The sequence below is a fragment of the Pseudomonas sp. ZL2 genome, assembly GCF_054788455.1.
Genome location: NZ_JBGOGX010000034.1, coordinates 20,950 through 43,742, shown reverse-complemented (window position 1 = coordinate 43,742; position 22,793 = coordinate 20,950). Strand labels below are relative to the sequence as shown.

Below are 22,793 nucleotides of genomic sequence, written 5' to 3'. Positions count from 1 at the left end.
TCGTCCCCTTCGTCTAGTGGCCTAGGACACCGCCCTTTCACGGCGGTAACAGGGGTTCGAGTCCCCTAGGGGACGCCATTTTTTGCGGGAATAGCTCAGTTGGTAGAGCACGACCTTGCCAAGGTCGGGGTCGCGAGTTCGAGTCTCGTTTCCCGCTCCAAATATGGTGCTCCAGCGTTTGATAACGCTGTAGTGATGGAGCAAGTGCAACAGCGCTTGTTCTTGCCGGATTTACCGGTCGCTACAAAATTTGCGGGAATAGCTCAGTTGGTAGAGCACGACCTTGCCAAGGTCGGGGTCGCGAGTTCGAGTCTCGTTTCCCGCTCCAAATAAAGAAACGCCGTTCGTTTGAACGGCGTTTTTTTTCGTCTCGATTATTTAATCGCTGGTTGTGGGCGGCAGGGCTGTTTGTCAGCCCTGCACACCTTCATCGCTTAATGCTTGCTGTCGTCGTCCGACATGCTCAGCAGCTGTTTTTCCTGGTTCCAGTCGAAGGGTTCGTCATTCTGCTCGGCTTCGAAGCGGCGCTCTTCCAGTTCCTGGTACATGTCCAGCTCGTTCTCCGGCATGAAGTGCAGGCAGTCGCCGCCAAAGAACCACAGCAGGTCGCGTGGCACCAGGTGCGCGACCTGTGGATAGCGCTGGATGACCTGGCACATCAGGTCCTGGCCAAGATAGGTGCTTTCCGGGTCGACGGGCAGTTGCAGCATCAGATCGTCGAAGCGCTCCAGAAACAGCGCGTGGCTTTCTTCCGGCACCTGCTCGGCTTCGCCCAGGGCAACCAGGATGGTGCGCAGGTGGGTGAGCAGGGCGAGATGGTATTCCAGGCGATCGGTAGCCATGCAGGCAGTCCTCTTGAGCAAAAACGGGCGCGGGAGTATACGGCTCCCGGCGCCCGATGTCCCGGCCCTTAGCGAATCTTGCCGTCAGCCGGTAGCAGTTGCTCCTTGTCGAAGGCATCGACGTCGATCACCCGCCGGCGTGCCGACTCAGCGGCATGCAGGCTTTGCGCCTCGCTGGCCTGGAGTACGCCGGCATGCAGGGCCGCGTCGATTACCGACTCGCCCGGAGCAGGGACAACCTGGCCGCTCTTGAGTGCCTGATGCAATTTTTTGCGCAGTGGCTCACCTGCACTGAGTTGATCGTAAGCCTGTTGCAGGGCGGCAACCGGGTCACCGTCCGCTTGTGGCCGGTAACAACCGGCAAGCAGCTCTTCCAGGGCCGGGTCGCCCTTGGCCCGGCCGATCAGCTCGGCGATTTCGGCGTCCAGTTCATCGCCTGGCCCGGTGTGACGGCGGCCGAAGGGGAATACCACCAGGCGCAGGGCGCAGCCGAGGAAGCGGTTTGGGAAGTTGTCGAGCAGCCGGTCCAGGGCTTTTTCAGCCTGGCCGAGGCTCTCTTCCAGGGCCCAGCGCAGCAACGGTTGCAGGTGCTCGGGCGAATTCAGGTCGTGGTAACGCTTGAGCGCCGCCGAGCTCAGGTACAGGTGGCTGAGCACATCGCCCAGGCGTGCCGACAAACGCTCGCGACGCTTGAGCTCGCCACCGAGGAGCATCATGCACAGGTCGGCGAGCAGGGCGAAGGCCGCCGCCTGGCGGTTGAGCGCGCGGAAGTAGCCCTGGCTCAAGGCGTCGCCTGGGACTTTCTCGAAGTGACCCAGGCCCAGGCCGAGCACCAGGGTGCTGGCGGCGTTACCCACGGCGAAGCCGATGTGCTGCATCAGCAGGTGATCGAACTCCTTGAGCGCCTGGTCGTGGTCTTCGCGACCGGCCAGGGCCATTTCCTTGAGCACGAACGGATGGCAGCGAATCGCCCCCTGGCCGAAGATCATCAGGTTGCGCGAGAGGATGTTGGCGCCCTCGACGGTGATGAAGATCGGCGCTCCCTGCCAATTGCGCCCCAGGTAGTTGTTCGGGCCCATGATGATGCCCTTGCCGCCGTGCACATCCATGGCGTGCTGGATGCATTCGCGGCCGCGCTCGGTAAGGTGGTACTTGAGAATCGCCGAGAGTACCGAAGGCTTCTCGCCCAGGTCCACGGCCTTGGCGGTGAGCAGGCGCGCGCTATCCATCAGGAAGGCGTTGCCGCCGATCCGGGCCAGGGATTCCTGGATGCCTTCGAAGGCTGCCAGCGGCACATTGAACTGCTCGCGGATGCGGGCGTACTGGCCGGTGACCAGGCTGGTGTACTTGGCTGCGCCGGTACCCACGGCCGGCAGGGAAATCGAGCGGCCAACCGACAGGCAGTTCATCAGCATCATCCAGCCCTTGCCGAGCATGTCCTGGCCGCCGATGAGGAAGTCCAGCGGCACAAATACATCCTTGCCGCTGTTGGGACCGTTCATGAAAGCGGCCCCCAGGGGCAGGTGGCGCTTGCCGATCTCGACACCGGGGGTGTCGGTGGGAATCAGTGCCAGGCTGATGCCCAGCTCTTCCTTGTCGCCCAGCAGGTGCTCAGGGTCGTAGGCCTTGAACGCCAGGCCGAGCAGGGTGGCGACCGGGCCGAGGGTGATGTAGCGCTTTTCCCAGTTCAGGCGCAGGCCGATAACTTCCTCGCCTTGCCATTGGCCTTTGCAGATGATCCCGGTATCGGGCATGGCGCCGGCGTCGGAGCCGGCCAGCGGGCCGGTGAGGGCGAAGCAGGGGATCTCGTCGCCGCGGGCCAGGCGTGGCAGGTAATGATTGCGTTGCTCGTCGGTGCCGTAGTGCAGCAACAGTTCGGCCGGGCCCAGGGAGTTGGGCACCATCACGGTCGAGGCGAGGTCACCGCTACGGGTTGCAAGCTTCATCGCCACCTGCGAGTGGGCGTAGGCCGAGAAGCCCTTGCCGCCGTATTCCCTGGGAATGATCAGGGCGAAGAAACCGTGGCTCTTGATGTGCTCCCAGGCGTCTGGCGGCAGGTCCAGGTCCTGGCCGATCTGCCAGTCGCTGACCATCGCGCAGAGTTCTTCGGTGGGGCCATCGATGAACGCCTGTTCTTCTTCCGTGAGTTCGGCCTTGGAGTAGCCGAGCAAGGTGTTCCAGTCCGGGCGGCCGCTGAACAGCTCGCCGTCCCACCACACGGTGCCGGCGTCGATGGCTTCGCGTTCGGTCTGCGACATCGGCGGCAGGGTGCGCTGGAACCAGCCGAACAGCGGTGCGGTAAGCACTTTGCGGCGCAGGTCGGGGAGCAGCAGGGGGGCAGCCACTGCGGCCAGCAGCAGCCAGAAAATCGTCAGCAGCCAGCCTGGCGCGTGGCTGAAAATGCCCATCGCCAGCAGGTACAGGGCAACGATGCCCAGCGCCGGCAAGGCGGCGATGCGACGGTGGGCCAGGTACGCCACGCCGATCACCAGGACCACTAACCACAACAGCAACATAGGAATTCCTCCGTGAAACATTGGGGCATTTCGCCATCCATCGAAGCTTAGACCGCATCCGCTAAATGGCTTGTCTGAACAGTGACAGGACATGAACTCAGGAGTTCGCCTGGATGCCAAACGATTGCCAGCGCGACCGCCTGGAGTAGACTGGGCGACCAGCCAAATCATCAGGGAAATATCATGCTCAAGATCTGGGGCAGGAAGAATTCGTCGAATGTCAGGAAAGCACTGTGGTGCGCCGAAGAGCTGGGTCTTGAATATGAGTCGATCGATGCCGGTGGCGCCTTCGGCCTGGTGAACGAACCGCAGTACCGGGCACTGAACCCCAACGGCCTGGTGCCGATGATCGAAGACAATGGCCTGGTGCTCTGGGAGTCCAATGCCATCGTGCGTTACCTGTCGGCGCAGTATGGCAGCGCGTCTGGCTGGTATGAGGCGGATGCGCGCAAGCGCGCCGAGGCCGACAAGTGGATGGACTGGGTCACTTCTTCCCTGGCCACACCGTTCCGCCCGTTGTTCTGGGGCATCCTGCGTACGCCTGCCGAGCAGCAAGACTGGGTGGCCATCAATGCCGCGCACAAGACCTGCGCGCAGTTGCTGTCGATTGCTGACCAGGCCCTGGCGCATAAGCCGTACCTGTCCGGCAGCGTCCTGGGCATGGGCGATATCCCCCTGGGCTGCTTTGCCTACGCCTGGTTCGAGATGCCCATCGAGCGCCCCGAGATGCGCCACTTGCGTGCCTGGTACGAGCGCTTGCAGGAGCGTCCGGCCTACCAGGCGGCGGTGATGACCGCGCTGACCTGATCAAGGCGGTCAACCTGATAGTTATTATCGATATACATGACTGTACTTGTCTGGCACGGACAAGCACCATGATCATATTCACTGCGGCTGGCCTTGCCCGGCTGCGTCTAGAACCTTCCAAACTGGTACGCGACCCGCTATGAGTTCTGCTCTGTCCATAAGGCAGCTAACCAAAACCTACGGCAACGGTTTCCAGGCCCTCAAGGGTATTGACCTGGATGTCGCCGAAGGTGACTTCTTCGCCTTGCTCGGCCCCAATGGCGCCGGCAAATCCACCACCATAGGCATCCTCTCGACCCTGGTCAACAAAACCAGTGGCAGCGTGAACATCTTCGGTCACGACCTCGATCGCCAACCCGCCGCGCTCAAGCGCTGCATCGGCGTGGTGCCGCAGGAATTCAATTTCAACCAGTTCGAAAAGACCTTCGACATCGTCGTGACCCAGGCCGGTTACTACGGCATCCCGGCCAAAGTGGCCAGGGAGCGTGCCGAGCAGTACCTGACCCAGCTCGGTCTGTGGGACAAGCGCGATGTACCGTCGCGTTCGCTGTCCGGCGGCATGAAGCGCCGGTTGATGATCGCCCGCGCCCTGATCCACGAGCCGCGCCTGTTGATTCTCGACGAGCCGACCGCGGGCGTCGATATCGAGCTGCGCCGTTCGATGTGGAGCTTTCTTACCGAGCTCAACCAGAAAGGCATCACCATCATCCTCACCACCCATTACCTGGAAGAGGCTGAACAGCTGTGCCGTCACATCGGCATCATCGACCACGGCACCATCGTCGAGAACACCAGCATGCGGGCATTGCTCAGCAAGCTGCACGTCGAGACCTTCCTGCTCGACCTCAAGCAGGACCTGCCCCAGGCGCCAAGCCTGGTCGGTTATCCGTGCCGGTTGATCACCCCGCACACCCTGGAAGTGCAAGTCGACAAGGAAGTGGGCATCACTGCGCTGTTCGGCCAGCTGGCACTACAGAACATCGAGGTGCAGAGCCTGCGCAACAAGACCAATCGTCTCGAGGAGCTGTTCGTGTCCCTGGTTGAGAAAAACCTGGCAAAGGTGGCGGTATGAGTTCGGAACTGAGCGCCAACCTGGTCGCCCTCAACACCATCGTCTACCGCGAAGTGCGTCGTTTCACCCGGATCTGGCCGCAGACCCTGCTGCCCCCGGCGATCACCATGGTCCTGTACTTCGTGATCTTCGGTAACCTGATCGGCCGTCAGATCGGCGACATGGGCGGCTTTACCTACATGGAGTACATCGTCCCGGGGCTGATCATGATGTCGGTGATCACCAACTCCTACGGCAACGTGGTGTCGAGCTTTTTCGGGAGCAAGTTCCAGCGCTCGATCGAGGAGTTGATGGTGTCGCCGGTGTCGCCGCACACCATCCTCGTCGGCTACACCCTGGGCGGCGTGTTGCGCGGCCTGGCGGTGGGGGTGATCGTGACCTTGCTGTCGTTGTTCTTCACCGACCTGCAGGTGCATCACCTGGGCGTGACCATAGTCGTGGTGCTGCTGACGGCGACGATTTTCTCGCTGTTGGGCTTCATCAACGCCGTGTTCGCACGCAATTTCGATGATATCTCGATCATTCCGACCTTCGTGCTCACGCCGTTGACCTACCTGGGTGGGGTGTTCTACTCGATTACCCTGCTGCCGCCATTCTGGCAGACCGTGTCGATGGCCAACCCGGTGCTGCACATGGTCAACTCGTTCCGCTATGGCATTCTCGGCGTGTCGGATATCCGTATTGGCGTCGCCATCAGCTTCATGCTGGTCGCCACTGCGGTACTGTACGTCGGATGCGCGCGCCTACTGGTCAGCGGGCGAGGAATGCGCACCTGATTGCTTGACCTTGCGCCGGCGCCACTGCCGGCCTACCCACCAGCGCCAATAGAGCATGGTCAGGCAGTAGGCGAGGGCGCCGAGCAACACGCCACACACCACCGAGCCGAGCAAGAACGGCTGCCACAAGGTCGACAGCTGGTCGGTGATCCACTCGAAGGTCAGTTCTTCAGGCAGGGTGCGCGGTGGGATCTGCATCAGCCAGGCGCCCATCTGGTAGGTGCAGAAGAACACCGGCGGCATGGTGATCGGGTTGGTCAGCCACACCAGGCTGACCGCGATCGGCATGTTGCCGCGCACCATGATCGCCAGGCTGGCGGCCAGCAGCATCTGCATCGGAATCGGAATGAAGGCGGCGAACAGGCCGACGGCCATGGCGCGCGCAACCGAATGCCGGTTGAGGTGCCAGAGGTTGGGGTCGTGCAACAGCCGGCCGAGAAAGCGTAAGGATTTGTGTTCCCTGATGCTGGTCGGATCGGGCATGTAGCGTTTGAAGAGACGACGCGGCATGTGGGGTCTCGGCAATCTGAAGGGTGCCAGTATGCACGGATTCTAAAACTGCCTTATTCAGACTTTGTGACAATTATTTAGCGAGCTGTTGCTGTCACTGATCTAAGCCTCAGGGGGTGGTTTACTTCTGGAGCTTCACGCTTATGCGCACAGGGATGTTGGCGCTTGCACTCGGGCTGATCAGCCTCGGGTTCCTACCGGTCGTGCCGTCCGTCTGGACACTTGTCCTGCTGACATTTATCGGGCTTTCCAGTCTGCTTTCAAGGCTCTGGCCAATCGGGCTGTTTCTGTTGGGACTGAGCTGGGCCTGTGTCTCGGCGCAATTGGCGCTGGATGAGCGCCTGGCGCCGCAGCTCGATGGCCGTACCCTGTGGATAGAAGGCCGGGTCACCGGCTTGCCGGAGCAGGGGGCGCGCTCGGTGCGGTTCGAGTTGAGCGACGCCGAGTCGCGTCGCGGACAATTGCCGCAACGGCTGCAGCTCAGCTGGTTCGGTGGGCCAGCGGTCAACAGCGGTGAATATTGGCGATTGGCCGTCAGCCTCAAACGCCCCTCTGGCTTGCTCAATCCTCACGGCCCGGATCAGGAAGCCAGCCTGTTGGCGCGACGTATCGGCGCGACCGGTAGTGTCAAGGCCGGGGAACGTCTGCTGCCAGCGACGGCGGCATGGCGTGATGGCCTGCGCCAGCGCTTGCTGGCGGTCGATGCCCAGGGCCGAGAGGCGACGCTGGTGGCGTTGATTCTGGGCGATGGTGGCGGGTTGGCGCGGCAAGACTGGCAAGTGCTGCAGGCTACCGGCACGGTGCACTTGCTGGTGATATCTGGTCAGCACGTGGGCCTGCTGGCCGGGCTGGTGTACGCCTTGATTGCCGGGCTTGCGCGCCTGGGCTGGTGGCCGCAAAGGCTGCCCTGGCTGCCTTGGGCGTGCGCGCTGGCATTTGCCGCGGCGCTGGCCTACGGCTTGCTGGCCGGTTTTCAGGTGCCGGTGCAGCGGGCGTGCATGATGCTAGCCATGGTGCTGCTCTGGCGCCTGCGTTTTCGCCACCTGGGCGTTGGCTTACCGCTGTTGCTGGCGCTGAATGCGGTGCTGCTGTGGGAGCCACTGGCCAGCTTGCAGCCAGGTTTCTGGCTGTCATTCATGGCCGTGGCCATTCTGATCTTCACCTTCAGCGGCCGCCTTGGCGCCTGGAACCCCTGGCTGGCCTGGAGTCGCGCCCAGTGGTTGATCGCCATCGGCTTGTTGCCGGTGTTGCTGGCGCAAGGTTTGCCGGTGAGCCTGACGGCACCACTGATCAACCTGCTGGCAGTACCGTGGATCAGTCTTGCTGTCTTGCCCTTGGCGTTGCTCGGCACCCTGTTGCTGCCCGTGCCGTATCTGGGGGAGGGGCTGCTATGGCTGGCTGGTGGCGTGCTCGATGGCTTGTTCCGCTTGCTGGCTGAAGTCGCTTTATGGCGACCGGCATGGCTACCTCAACCGCTGCCTTTCTGGGCCTGGTTATTGGTGTGCCTGGGGGCGTTCCTGCTGCTGTTACCGCGCGGCTTGCCTATGCGGGTGCTCGGCTGGCCATTGCTACTGCTGGCAGTGTTTGCGCCGAGAGAGCGCGTGCCGGTGGGGCAGGTCGAGGTTTGGCAGCTGGATGTCGGCCAGGGGCTGGCTTTTGTTTTGCGCACCCGTCACCACGCCATGCTCTATGACGCGGGCCCCGCCATGGGCGATTTCGATCTGGGTGAGAGGGTGGTGTTGCCCAGCTTGCGCAAGCTGGGTGTGCGCAAGCTTGACCTGATGTTGCTCAGTCATGCTGACGCCGACCATGCCGGTGGTGCCCGCGCCGTGCAACGCGGCTTGCCGGTGTTGCGGGTGCTTGGCGGGGAAGCCGCGGCCTTGCCTGAGGTGCTGAAGGCGCAGCCTTGCAGCAGTGGCGAACACTGGCAGTGGGACGGGGTGGGTTTTTCCCTCTGGCAATGGCATGAGGCTGGCGACAGCAACCAGGATTCCTGTGTGCTGCTGGTCGAGGCGCAAGGCGAGAAGCTGCTGCTGACCGGCGATCTCGATGCCCGTGGCGAGCGGGCGTGGGCGCGGGACTGGCAGGCGGGCCGGATCGACTGGCTGCAATCGCCCCATCACGGCAGCCGCAGCTCATCCAGCGAGGCCTTGTTGAAGGCGACTGCGCCGCGTGGCGTGCTGATCTCCCGCGGGCGTTACAACGCCTTCGGTCACCCTCACCCGGAGGTGATGGCACGCTATCGGACGCACGGTATCCAGGCCTACGACAATGTCGAGCACGGTGCGCTGCGCCTGCAACTGGGCGCGTTCGGCGAGCCGCAGGGCCTGCGCGCACAACGGCGTTTCTGGCGCGAACCGAGATGACGACCTTCGGCAGATGAGCCCCCTGGGGTCCTATGGTAAAGTGGCGGACTTTTTTGAGGGGATGCTTACTGTGTGGGAATTGGTCAAGTCCGGTGGCTGGATGATGCTGCCGATCATTCTGAGCTCCATCGCTGCCATGGCGATCGTCGCCGAGCGTCTCTGGACCTTGCGCGCCAGCCGGGTCACGCCACCGCACCTGCTTGGCCAGGTGTGGATGTGGATCAAGGACAAACAGCTCACCAGTGACAAGCTCAAGGCCCTGCGCGCCGACTCGCCGCTGGGTGAGATCCTTGCCGCGGGCCTGGCCAACTCGCGCCATGGCCGCGAAATCATGAAGGAATGCATCGAAGAGGCCGCCGCCCGGGTCATCCACGAACTGGAACGCTACATCAATGCCCTGGGCACCATCGCTGCCATGGCGCCGCTGCTCGGCCTGCTCGGCACCGTGCTGGGCATGATCGATATCTTCAGTGCCTTCATGGGCACCGGCATGTCCACCAACGCCGCAGTACTGGCCGGTGGTATCTCCAAGGCGCTGATCACCACGGCAGCCGGCCTGATGGTCGGTATCCCGGCGGTGTTCTTCCACCGTTTCCTGCAACGCCGTATCGATGAGCTGGTGGTTGGCATGGAGCAGGAAGCGATCAAGCTGGTCGAAGTGGTGCAGGGCGACCGCGATGTCGACCTGGCCGAGGGCAAGGCGTGAAATTCCGGCGCAAGCCACGGGAGACCGTGGACATCAACCTGGCCTCGTTGATCGACGTGGTGTTCATCCTGCTGTTGTTCTTCGTGGTCACCACCACCTTCACCCGCGAAACCCAACTGCGCGTCGAACTGCCGGAGTCGGTAAGCGGCGCGCCGGCACCGGATTCGGAGCTCAAGCAACTGGACATCACCATCAGCGCCGATGGCGTCTACTCGGTGAACAACCACCTGTTGCCCAAGAGCGACCTGGCGACCCTGACCGAAGCCCTACAGCAGGAATCCGCAGGTGATACCAAACTGCCGTTGTCGATCAGCGCCGACGGCAAGACCCCGCATCAGGCGGTGGTGACTGCCATGGATGCGGCCGGCAAGCTCGGTTTCAGCCAGTTGCGCATGACCACGGTCGAGGCGGCTCAGGGGACACCCTGATGGCTTTTGCCGATCGCCTGCTCGATGCCTGGTACGCCGGGCATCCGGCCCTGGGGCTGCTGCGTCCGCTCGAAGCCCTCTATCGGCGGGTGGTGCTGGGCAAGCGCGCGCGTTTTCTCAGCGGTGAAAGCCAGAGTTACCGTGCGCCAGTGCCGGTGATCGTGGTGGGAAACATCACCGTCGGCGGTACCGGCAAGACCCCGATGATCCTCTGGTTGATCGAGCATTGCCGCCAGCAAGGCCTGCGCGTCGGCGTGGTCAGCCGTGGTTATGGCGCCAAGCCGCCGCAGCTGCCGTGGCGCGTGCGTGCCGAGCAGAGCGCGGCCGAGGCGGGCGATGAGCCTTTGCTGATCGTTCAGCGCAGCGGCGTGCCGTTGATGATCGACCCGGACCGTTCGCGTGCGGTGCAAGCCTTGCTGGCCAGCGAGCCGCTGGACCTGATCCTCTGTGATGACGGCATGCAGCACTACCGTCTGGCCCGTGATCTGGAGCTGGTGCTGATCGACGCCGCCCGCGGCCTGGGCAATCGCCGCTGCCTGCCGGCCGGCCCCTTGCGCGAGCCGGTGGAGCGCTTGCAGGACGTCGATGCGGTGCTCTACAACGGCGCCACGGCGGACCGGGCAGATGGTTTTGCCTTTGCCCTGCAGCCCACTGCGCTGGTCAATCTGCGCAGTGGCGAGCGTCACGGCCTCGACTGTTTTCCGCCCGGCCAGGCCCTGCACGCAGTGGCCGGCATTGGTAACCCGCAACGTTTCTTCAATACCCTGCAGGGACTAAACTGGCGGCCTGTGCCACACCCTTTTGCCGATCATGCCGAGTACAGCGAGCAGGCCCTGAGCTTCACCCCTGCGCTGCCTTTGGTCATGACCGAGAAGGACGCGGTCAAATGCCGCGCCTTCGCTGCCGACGACTGGTGGTACCTTGCGGTCGATGCTGTGCCTTCGCCGGCCTTTCAGGCCTGGTTCGATGCTCAGCTTGCACGCTTGCTGCCCGGGTCGCGGCCCTCCTGATTCATTTCTTTTTCCGGCCACTGGCCTGAGGAATTTCCATGGACACCAAATTGCTCGATATCCTTGCCTGCCCGATCTGCAAGGGCCCGCTCAAGCTCAGCGCCGACAAGACCGAGCTGATCAGCAAGGGTGCCGGTCTCGCCTACCCGATCCGCGACGGCATCCCGGTGATGCTTGAAAGCGAAGCCCGCACCCTGACCGATGACGAGCGTCTGGACAAATGAGCCTGGCCTTTACCGTTGTGATTCCGGCGCGGCTGCGCTCCACGCGCTTGCCGGGCAAGCCATTGCTGCCGATCGCCGGCAAGCCGATGATCCAGCACGTCTGGGAACAGGCGCGCAGAAGCAGCGCCAGCCGCGTGGTGATTGCCACCGATGACGCGGGCATCTTCAAGGTCTGCGAGGCCTTCGGCGCCGAAGTGCTGATGACCCGCGAAGACCATGACTCCGGTACCGACCGCCTGGCCGAAGTGGCTGCCAAGCTGGGCCTGGCTGCCGATGCCATCGTGGTCAACGTCCAGGGTGACGAGCCGCTGATTCCGCCGGTGATCATCGATCAGGTGGCGGCCAACCTGGCTGCCCATCCGGAGGCGGGTATCGCCACCCTGGCCGAACCGATCAGCGACGTCGAAGCGCTGTTCAACCCCAATGCGGTCAAGGTGGTCAGCGATTGCAACGGTCTGGCCCTGACCTTCAGCCGCGCACCGTTGCCCTGGGCGCGGGATGCCCTGGCGCAGAGCCGCGAGCAACTGCCGCAAGGTGTGCCGTACCGCCGTCATATCGGCATGTACGCCTACCGGGCCGGCTTCCTGCAGGATTTCGTCGCCTGGGGTCCGTGTTGGCTGGAGAAGACAGAATCGCTGGAACAACTGCGGGCCCTCTGGCATGGCGTGCGTATTCACGTTGCCGATGCCATCGATGCGCCGCCGGTGGGGGTCGACACCCCTGAAGACCTGGAGCGCGTACGGCGCTTGCTGGAGGCCTGATGCGGGTTTTGTTCGTGTGCCTGGGCAATATCTGCCGCTCGCCCACCGCCGAAGGCGTGCTGCGTCAACAATTGCAGGCTGAAGGTCTGGGTGAGTTGATCGAAGTGGCGTCGGCCGGTACCGGTGACTGGCATGTCGGCAAGCAGCCGGATACCCGCACCTGCCGCACTGCGCGCATGCGTGGCTATGACTTGTCGCAACAGCGTGCGCAGCAGATCAAGGTCGCGCACTTCAATGAATGCGACCTGATCCTGGCCATGGACAAGAGCAATCTTGGCCATCTGCAGGCCATGCGCCCGGCCGGGGCCAAGGCCGAGCTGGACCTGTTCCTGCGCCGCTATGAAGGCGCGCTGGACGAGGTGCCGGATCCTTACTACGGCGCCGAGCAGGATTTCGAAGAGGTCCTCGACCTGATCGAAGCCGCCTGCAGTCGTTTGGTCATCGAACTCAAGGGTCGTCTATGAGCGTGCAGTGGCAGCAACAGGTATCGCTCAAGCCGTATAACACCTTTGGCATCGATGTGAGGGCTCGGTACTTCACCGAAGCCCACAACGACGATGAGGTGCGTCAGGCGTTGGCCCAGGCGGGTGAGCAGGGTGTGCCGGTGCTGGTGGTGGGTGGCGGTAGCAACCTGCTGCTGACCGCCGATATCCAGGCGCTGGTGCTGCGCATGGCCAGCCGTGGCCTGCGCATCCTGACTGAGCGCGGCGAGCGGGTTGTGGTCGAGGCCGAAGCTGGCGAACCCTGGCATCCGTTCGTGCAGTGGAGCTTGTCCCAGGGGCTGGCCGGGCTGGAGAACCTCAGTTTGATCCCCGGCACGGTGGGCGCTGCGCCGATGCAGAACATTGGCGCCTACGGTGTCGAGATCAAGGATGTGTTCGCCGGGCTTACCGCGCTGGATCGCCAGACCGGTGAACTGCGCGACTTCAGCCTGGAAGAGTGCGCCTTTGCCTACCGTGACAGCCTGTTCAAGCGTAATCCGGGGCGCTGGGTGATCCTGCGTGTGCGCTTTGCCTTGAGTCGGGTCATGCATGCCCATCTGGATTACGGCCCGGTGCGTCAGCGCCTGAGCGAGCAGGGCGTCAGTCGTCCGACCGCGCAAAACGTCAGTGATGCGATTTGCAGCATTCGGCGAGAGAAACTGCCCGATCCGCTTGAGCTGGGTAATGCCGGGAGTTTCTTCAAGAACCCGGTGGTGGCTGCAGTGCTGGCTGACAGGATCCGTTTGCAGTATCCGGGGCTGGTGGCTTATCCACAGGCTGATGGCCAGTTCAAGCTGGCTGCCGGTTGGTTGATCGAGCAGGCGGGCTGGAAGGGCCATCGTGAAGGCGATGCCGGGGTGCACCGCTTGCAGTCGTTGGTGCTGGTCAACTATGGCCAGGCGACCGGGGTGCAGTTGCATCAGCTGGCGCAGAAAATCCAGGCCGATATCCTTGAGCGCTTCGGGGTTGAGCTGGAAATGGAGCCGAACCTGTACTGAATACGCTGTGTTGTTCTGTGGGAGCGGGCTTGCCCCGCGATTGAGGTACAGGTGTTGCCTGCTGTGCTGGCTACACTGGCAATATCGCGGGGCAAGCCCGCTCCCACAGGCCATAAAAAAAGCCCCGCCAGTTACCTGGCGGGGCTTTTTTTCAGCCTGGATGATCAGACGAGCGGTTTATGCTCTTCTGCGGTTTCCAGTTTCTCTTCGACCACTTGTTCAGCCGGTGCAGCAGGCGCTTCTTCAGCGACTACGGCAGCGCTGGCTTCGGCGGCGACCGCTGCAGCGGCGGCTGCGGCAGCTTCGGCTTCACGCTTGCGACGGCGTACTTCACGTGGATCGTTCGGCGCGCGACCGCTGCTGGTCAGGGCGCTGGCCGGTGCTTCGACAGCAGGTGCCGGCTCTTCAACCGGTGCTGGCTCGACAACTGGCGCAGGCGCTTCGACTGCTTCGACGGCAACCACTGGCTCGGCCACAACCGGTGCCTGGACTTCAGGCTCTGGCTCGACCGCGGCAACAGGCTCGACCACTTCAGCTGGCGCAGCAACAGGGGCTTCGACTACTGGAGCGATACTGGCTTCTACTGCTGCTGGTGCTTCGACCGGGGCAGTAAAGGGTTGCTCGACAACCGGTGCGGCAGCGACTTCAGCAGCCTGAGCGGTTTCAACCACTTCGGCGACTTCAGAGGCTTCAACCACTGGCTGAGCAGCTTCGACGACGACGGTTTCGCTGGTAGCAACTTCAACAACAGCCGGCTCTTCGATTGTGGCAGTGGCGCGTTCGGCCTGCTGGTTGGCTTCGGCTTCGGCAGCGGCGCTGATGTTGCTGGTGGCAACAGCGGCAGTCACGGCCAGGCCAGCGGCCAGTTCAGCACCCAGCTCGGTGGCTTGCGGCTGCTCTTCGCTGCCTTCTTCCGAACCTTCTACCAGGTTGCCGTTGGCATCGCGTTGACGCTCGCGACGGTTGCTGCGGCGACGCTGGCCACGGGAGCGGCGGCGAGGGCGTTCGCCTTCGGTGCCTTCCAGGTTGTCATCCTGCAGCAGCTCTTCGTTCGGCAGTTGCTCTTCAGCAGCTTCAGCAGCCTGTTCGGCTGGGCGAGGCTGACGCTCTTCACGCGGCGGACGCGGTTGGCGCTCTTCACGTGGGGCACGTTCTTCACGCGGAGCACGTTCTTCGCGCGGTGCGCGCTCTTCACGTGGTGCGCGTTCTTCGCGTGGGGCGCGTTCTTCACGAGGCTGACGCTCTTCGCGCGGGGCGCGTTCAGGGCGTTCTTCGCTTACGGCCGGGGTGGCTGCGTCCAGTGGCTCGCGCAGTTCGCGGACCGGACGGTCCTCGCGAGGGCGGCGTTCTTCACGTGGTGCGCGTGGTTGACGCTCTTCACGCGGTTGACGTGGTGCGCGCTCTTCACGGGCAGGTGCTTCTTCGCGGGCTTCGCGTGGCTGACGCTCTTCACGTGGGGCGCGCTCGGCACGTTCTTCACGCGGTTTGCGGTCTTCATCACGGCGGCCGTTGCGGTTGCGGCTCTGCTGGCGACCGTTGCGGCGTTCTTCGTTGCGCTGCGGGCGTTCGGTGGCAGGCTTCTCGGCAACCACAGGCGCTGCGGCGGCAGGTTCGTCCTTGCCGGCGAACAGGCTGACCAGCGACTTCACCAGACCTTTGAACAGGCTTGGCTCAGGTGTGTGCTGGACCGGAGCGGCCACTGGTGCGGCAGCTTCGGCAGGTACCGGGGCGTTGGCGCGGGCCGGAGCGGTCTTGACGGCGGCTTCCTGGCGCACCAGGGTGCGGGTGGCGGCAGTCGGCTGGACTTCTTCGGTCTCGGCGGCGGTGATTTCGTAGCTGGACTGGCCGCTAAGGGCTTCCGGGCTGTCGTCGCGCAGGCGCTGGACTTCGAAATGCGGGGTTTCCAGGTGATCGTTCGGCAGAATGACGATACGGGCCCGGGTGCGCAGCTCGATCTTGGTGATCGAATTGCGTTTTTCGTTGAGCAGGAAGGCTGCAACCGGAATCGGCACTTGGGCGCGGACTTCGGCGGTGCGGTCTTTCAGGGCTTCTTCTTCGATCAGGCGCAGGATGGCCAGCGACAGCGATTCGACGTCACGGATGATGCCGGTGCCGCTGCAGCGTGGGCAGACGATGCCGCTGCTTTCGCCAAGCGATGGGCGCAGGCGCTGACGGGACATTTCCAGCAGGCCGAAGCGCGAGATGCGGCCAACCTGTACGCGGGCACGGTCGGCTTCCAGGCATTCGCGGACTTTTTCTTCCACGGCGCGCTGGTTCTTGGCCGGGGTCATGTCGATGAAGTCGATCACGATCAGGCCGCCGATGTCACGCAGACGCAGCTGGCGGGCGATTTCCTCAGCCGCTTCCAGGTTGGTCTGCAGGGCGGTTTCCTCGATGTCGCTGCCTTTGGTGGCGCGCGCCGAGTTGATGTCGATGGAGACCAGGGCTTCGGTCGGGTCGATGACGATCGAGCCGCCGGACGGCAGGTCGACGACGCGCTGGAAGGCGGTTTCGATCTGGCTTTCGATCTGGAAACGGTTGAACAACGGCACGCTGTCTTCGTACAGCTTGATCTTGCTGGCGTACTGCGGCATCACCTGGCGGATGAAGGTCAGGGCTTCTTCCTGGGCGTCGATGCTGTCGATCAGTACTTCGCCGATATCCTGACGCAGGTAGTCACGGATGGCGCGGATGATGACGTTGCTTTCCTGGTAGATCAGGAATGGCGCGGCGCGGTCCTGGGAGGCTTCCTTGATCGCGGTCCACAGCTGCAGCAGGTAGTCGAGGTCCCACTGCATTTCTTCGCTGCTGCGGCCAAGGCCGGCAGTGCGCACGATCAGGCCCATGTCGGCAGGGGCGACCAGGCCGTTGAGGGCTTCGCGCAGTTCGTTGCGCTCTTCGCCTTCGATGCGACGGGAGATGCCACCGGCACGCGGGTTGTTCGGCATCAGTACCAGGTAACGACCGGCCAGGCTGATGAAGGTGGTCAGGGCGGCGCCCTTGTTGCCGCGCTCTTCTTTCTCGACCTGGACGATGACTTCCTGGCCTTCGCTGAGCACTTCCTTGATGTTCACCCGGCCTTCGGGCGACTTCTTGAAGTATTCGCGGGAGATTTCCTTCAGCGGCAGGAAGCCGTGACGCTCGGAGCCGAAGTCGACGAAAGCGGCTTCAAGGCTAGGTTCGATCCGGGTGATCCGGCCTTTGTAGATGTTGGCCTTCTTCTGCTCACGCGCGCCGGACTCGATGTCCAGGTCGTAGAGACGTTGGCCGTCCACCAGAGCTACACGCAACTCTTCGGGTTGAGTCGCGTTAATCAGCATTCTTTTCATGTAATACCGTCGGTTTCCGGGCTGCCGGAAACGGCGTTCGGCACACACGACTTCTCACGGTCTGTGTCAGGTGCGCAAGGGGTGGCGGGCCACCCCCGTGTCCAGCAACTTTCGAGTCCGACTGGTCACCCAGTACTGCCGAAGTCGCGACGACGCGTCCTGCTTGCTGTGGTGTCAAATGCACTCAGTCAGGAGGAGGAATCAGCCTTCGGCCGTGGACGCCCGTGGGGCATCTTGATCAAGACCGGGTCCGGTCGCCTGGCCAATAGGCCGGTGGACTGGACGCAGTGCTACACGGTCCGACGGTTGTGCATCTCCACCCTACACGTATCCCTGATAATTCGGGTGCTGCCGCGCGCTGAATCCGCAACGGGTTGCATTTTCGCCAGCTCCATACGGGAGCCCGCGCCTTTTATGTCCAAGGCTGGTATTTCCGAAGCCGTCGCCATGACTGCGTGAAATTGACGGCACTGACAGAGTGGCAGCGAAAAAAAACGTGGGGGAGGGTGAAATACCGCTCTTGTAGTTTTTTATCGGTCTTCTCTGCGCGGCGCTGGTGGCGATTCCAGGCATTTCTGTAAACTGGCGAAAGCCCCGTCGGACGGCCTCGCGTCCTCGAGAATTGCGTCGGTCAGGGCCGGCTATAAGCCGTGAGTCCGCTGGCCAGCCGCTTTTGGCGGCGTTCGCGACTATAGCAGCAATCATTAAGTGCTTCAAATCCATAAAAAATTGTTATGATTGGCAAATGACGACTAATGCCCCTCCGACCTCCGGCGTCCAGCTGATCGAGGTCGCGCCGGAACTTGCCGGCCAACGAATCGATAATTTTCTCATCACTGCGCTCAAGGGTGTTCCCAAGACCTTGATTTACCGCATTTTGCGTAAAGGCGAAGTGCGCGTGAACAAGGGCCGGATCAAGCCCGAGTACAAGTTGCAGGCCGGTGACATCGTGCGCGTGCCGCCCGTTCGTCTGCCTGAGCGCGACGAACCGGTGCCGGTGGCCCAGGGTTTGCTTCAACGTCTCGAGGCGGCGATCGTCTACGAAGACAAGGCCCTGATTGTGCTCAACAAGCCCGCCGGCATTGCCGTGCATGGTGGCAGCGGCCTGAATTTTGGTGTGATCGAAGCCTTTCGTCAGATGCGTCCGGATGCCAAGGAGCTGGAGCTGGTCCATCGCCTGGACCGCGACACCTCTGGCCTGTTGATGATCGCCAAGAAGCGCAGCATGTTGCGTCACCTGCACGCCGCCCTGCGTGGTGATGGTGTCGACAAGCGCTACATGGCGCTGGTTCGCGGTCACTGGGCCACCGCCAAGAAGCAGGTCAATGCCCCGTTGCTCAAGAGCAACCTGCGCTCCGGCGAGCGTATGGTTGAGGTCAACGACGAGGGTAAAGAGGCGCTGACGATCTTCCGTGTGCTGCGCCGTTTTGGCGAGTTCGCGACGATTGTCGAGGCGCGGCCGATCACCGGGCGCACCCACCAGATTCGCGTACATGCCCTGCATGCCGGGCATTGCATCGCCGGCGACAGCAAGTATGGCGATGAAGATTTCACCCGCGAGATCCGCGACCTGGGTGGCAAGCGCCTGTTCCTGCATGCCTACGCCCTGACCGTGCCGCTGCCTGATGGCGGCGAGCTCAAGCTCGAGGCGCCGGTGGACGATATGTGGGCCAAGACCGTGGAGCGCCTGAGTGCAGCGTGATTACGACCTGCTGATCTTTGACTGGGACGGCACCCTCGCCGATTCCATTGGTCGGATTGTCGAGGCCATGCACCTGGCCGCCGGTCGCGCGGGCTATGCGACCTGCGATGACGAGGCGGTCAAGGGTATAATTGGCCTGGCGTTGCCCGAAGCCATCAGTGTGCTGTATCCGCACCTCGATGCTGTCCAGGTGGCTGCGTTCCGCCAGCATTACGCTGACGTCTACATGGCTCTGGACGACCAGCCTTCACCACTGTTCGACGGTGTGGTCGAGTCGCTGGAGGGCTTTCGTGCCGAGGGCTATCGCCTGGCGGTGGCTACCGGCAAGGCCCGCCGCGGGCTTGATCGGGTGTTGCGCGCCAACGGTTGGGAGGGTTACTTCGACATCACCAGGGCGGCCGACGAGAGTCGGGGCAAGCCGCACCCGCAGATGCTCGAGGAGATCCTTGCTCATTGCCAGGTCGAGCCGCAGCGTGCGTTGATGGTCGGAGATTCATCATTCGACCTGTTGATGGCCAGCAATGCCGGCATGCATTCGGTCGCGGTTGGCTACGGCGCCATGTCGCTGGAGGCCTTGAGCGCCTTCGGGCCACAGGTGTGTATCGATCATTTTTCGCAGTTGCAGGCCTGGCTTCGTCGCTCGCCTGTGGCGGCACATTCCAGGGTAGGTGAGCATGGCTGACGAGTGGAAGGCGCCCAGCGCCGAAGGCAACGAAGAGCAGAAGAGCTGGAAGCTGCTGGAGAAAACCCTGCTGGCCGGTGTTCAGGAGCAGCGTCGGGCCCGGCGCTGGGGGATTTTCTTCAAGCTGCTGACCTTCGTCTATCTGTTCGGCATCCTTGCCCTGTTTACTCCATTGATGGACATGGACAAGACGGCCTCGCGCAGTGTCAGCCATACCGCGCTGGTCGAAGTGCGCGGCATGATCGCTGACCAGGAGCCAGCCAGCGCCGACAATATCGTGGGTGGTCTGCGTGAAGCGTTCAAGGACCCGAAAACCAAGGCGGTGATCCTGCGCATCAACAGCCCGGGTGGCAGTCCGGTGCAGTCGGGTTACATCTACGATGAAATTCGCCGTCTGCGCGCCGAATACCCGGCAATCAAGCTGTACGCCGTCATCAGTGACCTGGGGGCTTCCGGTGCCTATTACATTGCCAGTGCTGCTGATCAGATCTACGCCGACAAGGCCAGCCTGGTTGGCTCCATCGGTGTGACTGCGGCCGGTTACGGTTTTGTCGGTACCATGGAGAAGCTGGGTGTCGAGCGCCGTACCTATACCGCGGGTGAGCACAAGGCCTTCCTCGATCCGTTTCAGCCGCAAAAGCCTGCGGAGACGGCGTTCTGGCAGGGTGTGCTGGAAACCACCCACAAGCAGTTCATTGCCAGCGTCAAGCAGGGCCGTGGCGAGCGCCTCAAGGACAAAGAACACCCTGAACTGTTCAGTGGCCTGATCTGGTCGGGCGAGCAAGCATTGGCGCTGGGGTTGGTGGATGGCCTGGGCAGTGCTGGCTATGTGGCGCGCGAGGTGGTGGGGGAGAAGGAGTTGGTTGACTTCACTGTCGAGGAGTCGCCGTTCGACCGCTTCTCCAAGCGCCTGGGTGCCAGTGTTGCCGAGCACCTGGCCATGTGGATGGGCTTCCAGGGGCCATCGCTGCGCTGATTGTCTGGTGCATTGAAAAAGCCGACCCTTCGAGGTCGGCTTTTTATTTGTGTAGGGGCGGGCTTGCCCTGCGATATCGATATGACCGCTCGCTCCCGCAGGTGTCAGGGCAGGTTCACGCCTTCAGTCAGCAGCATATCCACCAGGCGAATCAGCGGCAGGCCGATCAGGCTGGTGGCATCCACCCCGTGGGTGCTCTGGAACAGGCTCACACCCAGGCCTTCGGCCTTGAAGCTGCCGGCACAGTCGTAGGGTTGCTCGGCGCGCAGATAGCGCTCGATGCGCGGCAGGTCCAGCTCGCGCATGTTCACCGTGAAGGGCACGCAGTCGACCTGGCAGTGGCCGGTAGCGCTGTTGAGCAGCGCCAGGCCGGTTAGAAAGGTGACGTGATTGCCGCTGGCGGCCAGCAGTTGCTCGCAGGCGCGTTCAAAGGTGTGGGGTTTGCCGAGGATCTGCTCGCCAAGCACGGCGACCTGGTCGGAGCCAATGATCAGGTGTCCGGGGTGGCTGTCGGCCAGGGCCTGGGCTTTCTCCCGGGCCAGGCGTTTGACCAGGTCAAGGGCGGGTTCTTCAATCAGGCGTTGTTCGTCGATATCCGGGGACGCCCAGCTAAATGGCAGGCGCAGGCGTTCGAGCAGTTCGCGCCGGTAAGGTGAGCTGGAAGCCAGTAATAAAGGCAGCATGATAGACTCCTGGGCAGGTGAAACGATTCTAACATGCTGAACGGGGCCGAATTTCCTTTGACAGGGGCGGGGGTCATCCCTAGAATGCTGCGCCTATGTTGAATGACCCGATTCCACCTCACGTTGACCCGCGCAAATTGGCCGATCGTGGTGTTTCCCTCGAAGGAACACTACAACTCGCCGATTTGGAGAGACTCTGCGACCCGCTTTCCGACACTGTCGGTACGGTGCAGGCTAAATTCGATTTTGAGCGCGACGAGCAAAAGGCTGTGGTTATCCACACCGACCTGCACGTCGAGGTCAAGATGGTTTGCCAGCGTTGTCTTGAGCTGGTCACCCTGCCGATCCACAGCGAAACTACATACGCCGTGGTGAAGGAGGGTGCGAATACCCAGTCGTTGCCGAAAGGTTATGACGTGCTGGAACTGGGCGAAGATCCTTTGGATCTGCAGGCCTTGGTCGAGGAGGAGCTTCTGCTCGCCTTGCCTATCGTGCCTGCTCATCATCCGGAAGAATGCCAGCAGCCGGCGGGCGCCGATGAGCCCGAACCGAGCAAGGACGAGGTAACACGGTCCAACCCGTTCAGTGTATTGGCGCAGTTAAAGCGTGACCCAAACGTTTAGGAGTTAATCAATTATGGCTGTTCAGCAGAACAAAAAATCCCGCTCTGCCCGTGACATGCGCCGTTCGCACGACGCCCTCTCGGAAAACGCTCTGTCCGTAGAGAAAACCACTGGTGAAGTGCACCTGCGTCACCACGTATCGCCAGAAGGCGTATACCGTGGTCGTAAAGTGATCGACAAGGGCGCTGACGAGTAATCCTTGTCCGCTCAGATCATCGCGATTGACGCAATGGGCGGGGACTTCGGTCCCCGCAGCATTGTTCAGGCGAGTATTGCTTGCCTGTCGGCTACCCCCTCGCTGCACCTGACCCTCGTCGGTCAACCCTCCCTCCTTGAAGATCTTATCGCTGGCCAGTCGGCAGCGGATCGCGCGCGCCTGCAGATCGTGGCCGCCAGCGAAGTGATCGGCATGGACGAGCGGCCGTCCCAGGCGCTGCGCGGCAAGCCCGATTCGTCCATGCGCGTGGCCCTGGAACTATTGCGTGATGGCAAGGTTCACGCCTGCGTGAGTGCCGGCAACACCGGTGCGCTGATGGCGTTGTCGCGCTATGTATTGAAAACCCTGCCCGGCATCGATCGCCCGGCCATGGTTGCCGCCATTCCCACCCAAACCGGTTATTGTCAGTTGCTCGATCTGGGCGCCAATGTCGACTGCAGCGCGGAAAACCTCTACCAGTTCGCCGTTATGGGCTCGGTGGCCGCCCAGGCCCTGGGGATCTCCCGGCCGCGTGTGGCCTTGCTCAACGTCGGCACCGAAGACATCAAGGGTAATCAGCAGGTCAAGCTTGCTGCCAATCTGCTGCAGAACGCCCGCGGTCTGAACTACATCGGCTTCGTCGAAGGTGACGGACTGTACCGTGGCGAGGCGGATGTGGTGGTGTGCGACGGCTTTGTCGGCAATATCCTGCTCAAGTCCAGCGAAGGCCTGGCGACCATGATCGGCTCGCGCATCGAGGCCCTGTTCAAGGGCGGGCTTGGCGCGCGCCTGGCCGGGGCTGTGGCCATGCCGCTGCTGCGCCGGTTGCAGGCTGACCTGGCGCCGGCGCGACATAATGGCGCAAGCTTCCTCGGCCTGCAGGGCATCGTCATCAAGAGTCATGGTTCTGCCGGCGTGCAGGGCTTCCAGAGCGCCATCCAGCGGGCGCTGATCGAGATCCAGGAGAACCTGCCGCAACGCCTGCACGGTCGCCTGGAAGACCTGTTGCTTTAGGCATATGCCTCAGGAAGTGGTTAAATGTGACCGCTTGGTCCTCGTTACCATCCAACTCTTCAGTTTCTTGTGCTCAGCCTGGTGCTGGGC

Annotated in this window: 22 protein-coding genes and 3 tRNA genes; 20 read left to right on the top strand and 5 right to left on the bottom strand. The window is 62.6% G+C overall.

Annotation, left to right across the window (positions count from 1 at the left end):
* Positions 1 to 2: 2 nt before the first annotated feature.
* The 3 genes from ABM562_RS20010 (at position 3) to ABM562_RS20000 (ending at position 328) form a co-directional block, all read left to right on the top strand.
* A tRNA-Glu gene (locus tag ABM562_RS20010) sits at positions 3 to 78 on the top strand.
* 6 nt (positions 79 to 84) lie between these two features.
* Positions 85 to 160, top strand: a tRNA-Gly gene (locus ABM562_RS20005).
* Positions 161 to 252: 92 nt separating this feature from the next.
* Positions 253 to 328, top strand: a tRNA-Gly gene (locus ABM562_RS20000).
* 106 nt (positions 329 to 434) lie between these two features.
* Here ABM562_RS20000 and ABM562_RS19995 read toward each other — a convergent pair.
* Both ABM562_RS19995 and ABM562_RS19990 read right to left on the bottom strand, forming a co-directional pair.
* Entirely contained in the window at positions 435 to 842 is a 408-nt protein-coding gene (locus tag ABM562_RS19995; protein ID WP_045195203.1) for a PA2817 family protein, read from the bottom strand.
* Positions 843 to 910: 68 nt separating this feature from the next.
* Positions 911 to 3,358, bottom strand: a complete 2,448-nt coding sequence (locus tag ABM562_RS19990; protein WP_460423060.1) for an acyl-CoA dehydrogenase — start codon at positions 3,356 to 3,358, stop codon at positions 911 to 913.
* A gap of 183 nt (positions 3,359 to 3,541) precedes the next feature.
* Between ABM562_RS19990 and ABM562_RS19985 the strand changes: the two genes are divergently transcribed.
* From ABM562_RS19985 to ABM562_RS19975, 3 genes are all read left to right on the top strand, one after another.
* Positions 3,542 to 4,165: a glutathione S-transferase family protein gene (locus ABM562_RS19985; protein ID WP_115085908.1), complete on the top strand. Its 624-nt coding sequence runs from the start codon at positions 3,542 to 3,544 to the stop codon at positions 4,163 to 4,165.
* A 139-nt stretch (positions 4,166 to 4,304) separates the two neighbouring features.
* Positions 4,305 to 5,237 (top strand): ABC transporter ATP-binding protein, encoded by a 933-nt coding sequence (locus ABM562_RS19980; protein WP_115085909.1) that lies wholly within the window; start codon positions 4,305 to 4,307, stop codon positions 5,235 to 5,237.
* Entirely contained in the window at positions 5,234 to 6,013 is a 780-nt protein-coding gene (locus ABM562_RS19975; protein ID WP_115085910.1) for an ABC transporter permease, read from the top strand. The genes ABM562_RS19980 and ABM562_RS19975 overlap by 4 nt, the downstream gene beginning before the upstream one ends.
* On the opposite strand, the gene ABM562_RS19970 is transcribed toward ABM562_RS19975, so the two are convergent.
* Positions 5,981 to 6,523: a DUF2062 domain-containing protein gene (locus tag ABM562_RS19970; protein WP_115085911.1), complete on the bottom strand. Its 543-nt coding sequence runs from the start codon at positions 6,521 to 6,523 to the stop codon at positions 5,981 to 5,983. The two genes, ABM562_RS19975 and ABM562_RS19970, sit on opposite strands and share 33 nt — an antisense overlap.
* A 143-nt stretch (positions 6,524 to 6,666) precedes the next feature.
* Between ABM562_RS19970 and ABM562_RS19965 the strand changes: the two genes are divergently transcribed.
* The 8 genes from ABM562_RS19965 to murB all read left to right on the top strand — a co-directional run bounded on the left by ABM562_RS19965 (position 6,667) and on the right by murB (position 13,498).
* Positions 6,667 to 8,889: a DNA internalization-related competence protein ComEC/Rec2 gene (locus ABM562_RS19965; RefSeq protein WP_460423058.1), complete on the top strand. Its 2,223-nt coding sequence runs from the start codon at positions 6,667 to 6,669 to the stop codon at positions 8,887 to 8,889.
* 70 nt (positions 8,890 to 8,959) lie between these two features.
* Entirely contained in the window at positions 8,960 to 9,595 is a 636-nt protein-coding gene (locus ABM562_RS19960) for a MotA/TolQ/ExbB proton channel family protein (RefSeq protein ID WP_166675661.1), read from the top strand.
* On the top strand, positions 9,592 to 10,023 hold the full coding sequence (locus ABM562_RS19955) for an ExbD/TolR family protein (protein WP_010223210.1): 432 nt from the start codon (positions 9,592 to 9,594) through the stop codon (positions 10,021 to 10,023). The genes ABM562_RS19960 and ABM562_RS19955 overlap by 4 nt, the downstream gene beginning before the upstream one ends.
* Complete coding sequence (lpxK, locus tag ABM562_RS19950; RefSeq protein ID WP_115085914.1) at positions 10,023 to 11,033, top strand: tetraacyldisaccharide 4'-kinase; 1,011 nt, start codon at positions 10,023 to 10,025, stop codon at positions 11,031 to 11,033. The genes ABM562_RS19955 and lpxK overlap by 1 nt, the downstream gene beginning before the upstream one ends.
* Before the next feature lie 38 nt (positions 11,034 to 11,071).
* Positions 11,072 to 11,257 carry a Trm112 family protein gene (locus tag ABM562_RS19945; protein WP_038994143.1) on the top strand — a complete coding sequence of 62 codons (186 nt, stop codon included), beginning with the start codon at positions 11,072 to 11,074 and terminating at the stop codon, positions 11,255 to 11,257.
* Positions 11,254 to 12,018, top strand: a complete 765-nt coding sequence (gene kdsB, locus ABM562_RS19940; RefSeq protein WP_115085915.1) for a 3-deoxy-manno-octulosonate cytidylyltransferase — start codon at positions 11,254 to 11,256, stop codon at positions 12,016 to 12,018. The genes ABM562_RS19945 and kdsB overlap by 4 nt, the downstream gene beginning before the upstream one ends.
* On the top strand, positions 12,018 to 12,482 hold the full coding sequence (locus ABM562_RS19935; RefSeq protein ID WP_460423055.1) for a low molecular weight protein-tyrosine-phosphatase: 465 nt from the start codon (positions 12,018 to 12,020) through the stop codon (positions 12,480 to 12,482). Before kdsB ends, ABM562_RS19935 begins: the two co-directional genes overlap by 1 nt.
* Positions 12,479 to 13,498: a UDP-N-acetylmuramate dehydrogenase gene (murB, locus tag ABM562_RS19930; protein WP_346617842.1), complete on the top strand. Its 1,020-nt coding sequence runs from the start codon at positions 12,479 to 12,481 to the stop codon at positions 13,496 to 13,498. The genes ABM562_RS19935 and murB overlap by 4 nt, the downstream gene beginning before the upstream one ends.
* Positions 13,499 to 13,662: 164 nt before the next feature.
* Here murB and rne read toward each other — a convergent pair whose 3' ends face one another.
* Positions 13,663 to 16,827 carry a ribonuclease E gene (rne, locus tag ABM562_RS19925; protein WP_346617841.1) on the bottom strand — a complete coding sequence of 1,055 codons (3,165 nt, stop codon included), beginning with the start codon at positions 16,825 to 16,827 and terminating at the stop codon, positions 13,663 to 13,665.
* 745 nt (positions 16,828 to 17,572) lie between these two features.
* On the opposite strand from rne, the gene rluC reads away from it, so the two are divergent.
* Genes rluC through ABM562_RS19910 form a run of 3 tightly spaced genes read left to right on the top strand, consistent with a single transcriptional unit; the run spans position 17,573 to position 20,187 of the window.
* Entirely contained in the window at positions 17,573 to 18,529 is a 957-nt protein-coding gene (gene rluC, locus ABM562_RS19920; RefSeq protein ID WP_115085919.1) for a 23S rRNA pseudouridine(955/2504/2580) synthase RluC, read from the top strand.
* Positions 18,519 to 19,211 (top strand): HAD family hydrolase, encoded by a 693-nt coding sequence (locus ABM562_RS19915; protein ID WP_115085920.1) that lies wholly within the window; start codon positions 18,519 to 18,521, stop codon positions 19,209 to 19,211. Before rluC ends, ABM562_RS19915 begins: the two co-directional genes overlap by 11 nt.
* Complete coding sequence (locus tag ABM562_RS19910; protein ID WP_115085921.1) at positions 19,204 to 20,187, top strand: S49 family peptidase; 984 nt, start codon at positions 19,204 to 19,206, stop codon at positions 20,185 to 20,187. The genes ABM562_RS19915 and ABM562_RS19910 overlap by 8 nt, the downstream gene beginning before the upstream one ends.
* Positions 20,188 to 20,291: 104 nt before the next feature.
* Here ABM562_RS19910 and ABM562_RS19905 read toward each other — a convergent pair whose 3' ends face one another.
* On the bottom strand, positions 20,292 to 20,870 hold the full coding sequence (locus ABM562_RS19905; RefSeq protein ID WP_115085922.1) for a Maf family protein: 579 nt from the start codon (positions 20,868 to 20,870) through the stop codon (positions 20,292 to 20,294).
* Positions 20,871 to 20,965: 95 nt separating this feature from the next.
* On the opposite strand from ABM562_RS19905, the gene ABM562_RS19900 reads away from it, so the two are divergent.
* From ABM562_RS19900 to plsX, 3 genes are read left to right on the top strand one after another with little or no spacing between them, the layout of a single operon-like run.
* The gene (locus ABM562_RS19900) at positions 20,966 to 21,493 is read left to right on the top strand and encodes a YceD family protein (protein ID WP_115085923.1); all 528 of its coding nucleotides are present in this window, start codon (positions 20,966 to 20,968) and stop codon (positions 21,491 to 21,493) included.
* A gap of 13 nt (positions 21,494 to 21,506) precedes the next feature.
* Positions 21,507 to 21,689, top strand: a complete 183-nt coding sequence (gene rpmF, locus ABM562_RS19895; protein WP_010223221.1) for a 50S ribosomal protein L32 — start codon at positions 21,507 to 21,509, stop codon at positions 21,687 to 21,689.
* Positions 21,690 to 21,692: 3 nt separating this feature from the next.
* Complete coding sequence (plsX, locus tag ABM562_RS19890) at positions 21,693 to 22,703, top strand: phosphate acyltransferase PlsX (RefSeq protein WP_115085924.1); 1,011 nt, start codon at positions 21,693 to 21,695, stop codon at positions 22,701 to 22,703.
* The last annotated feature ends 90 nt before the right edge of the window (positions 22,704 to 22,793 follow it).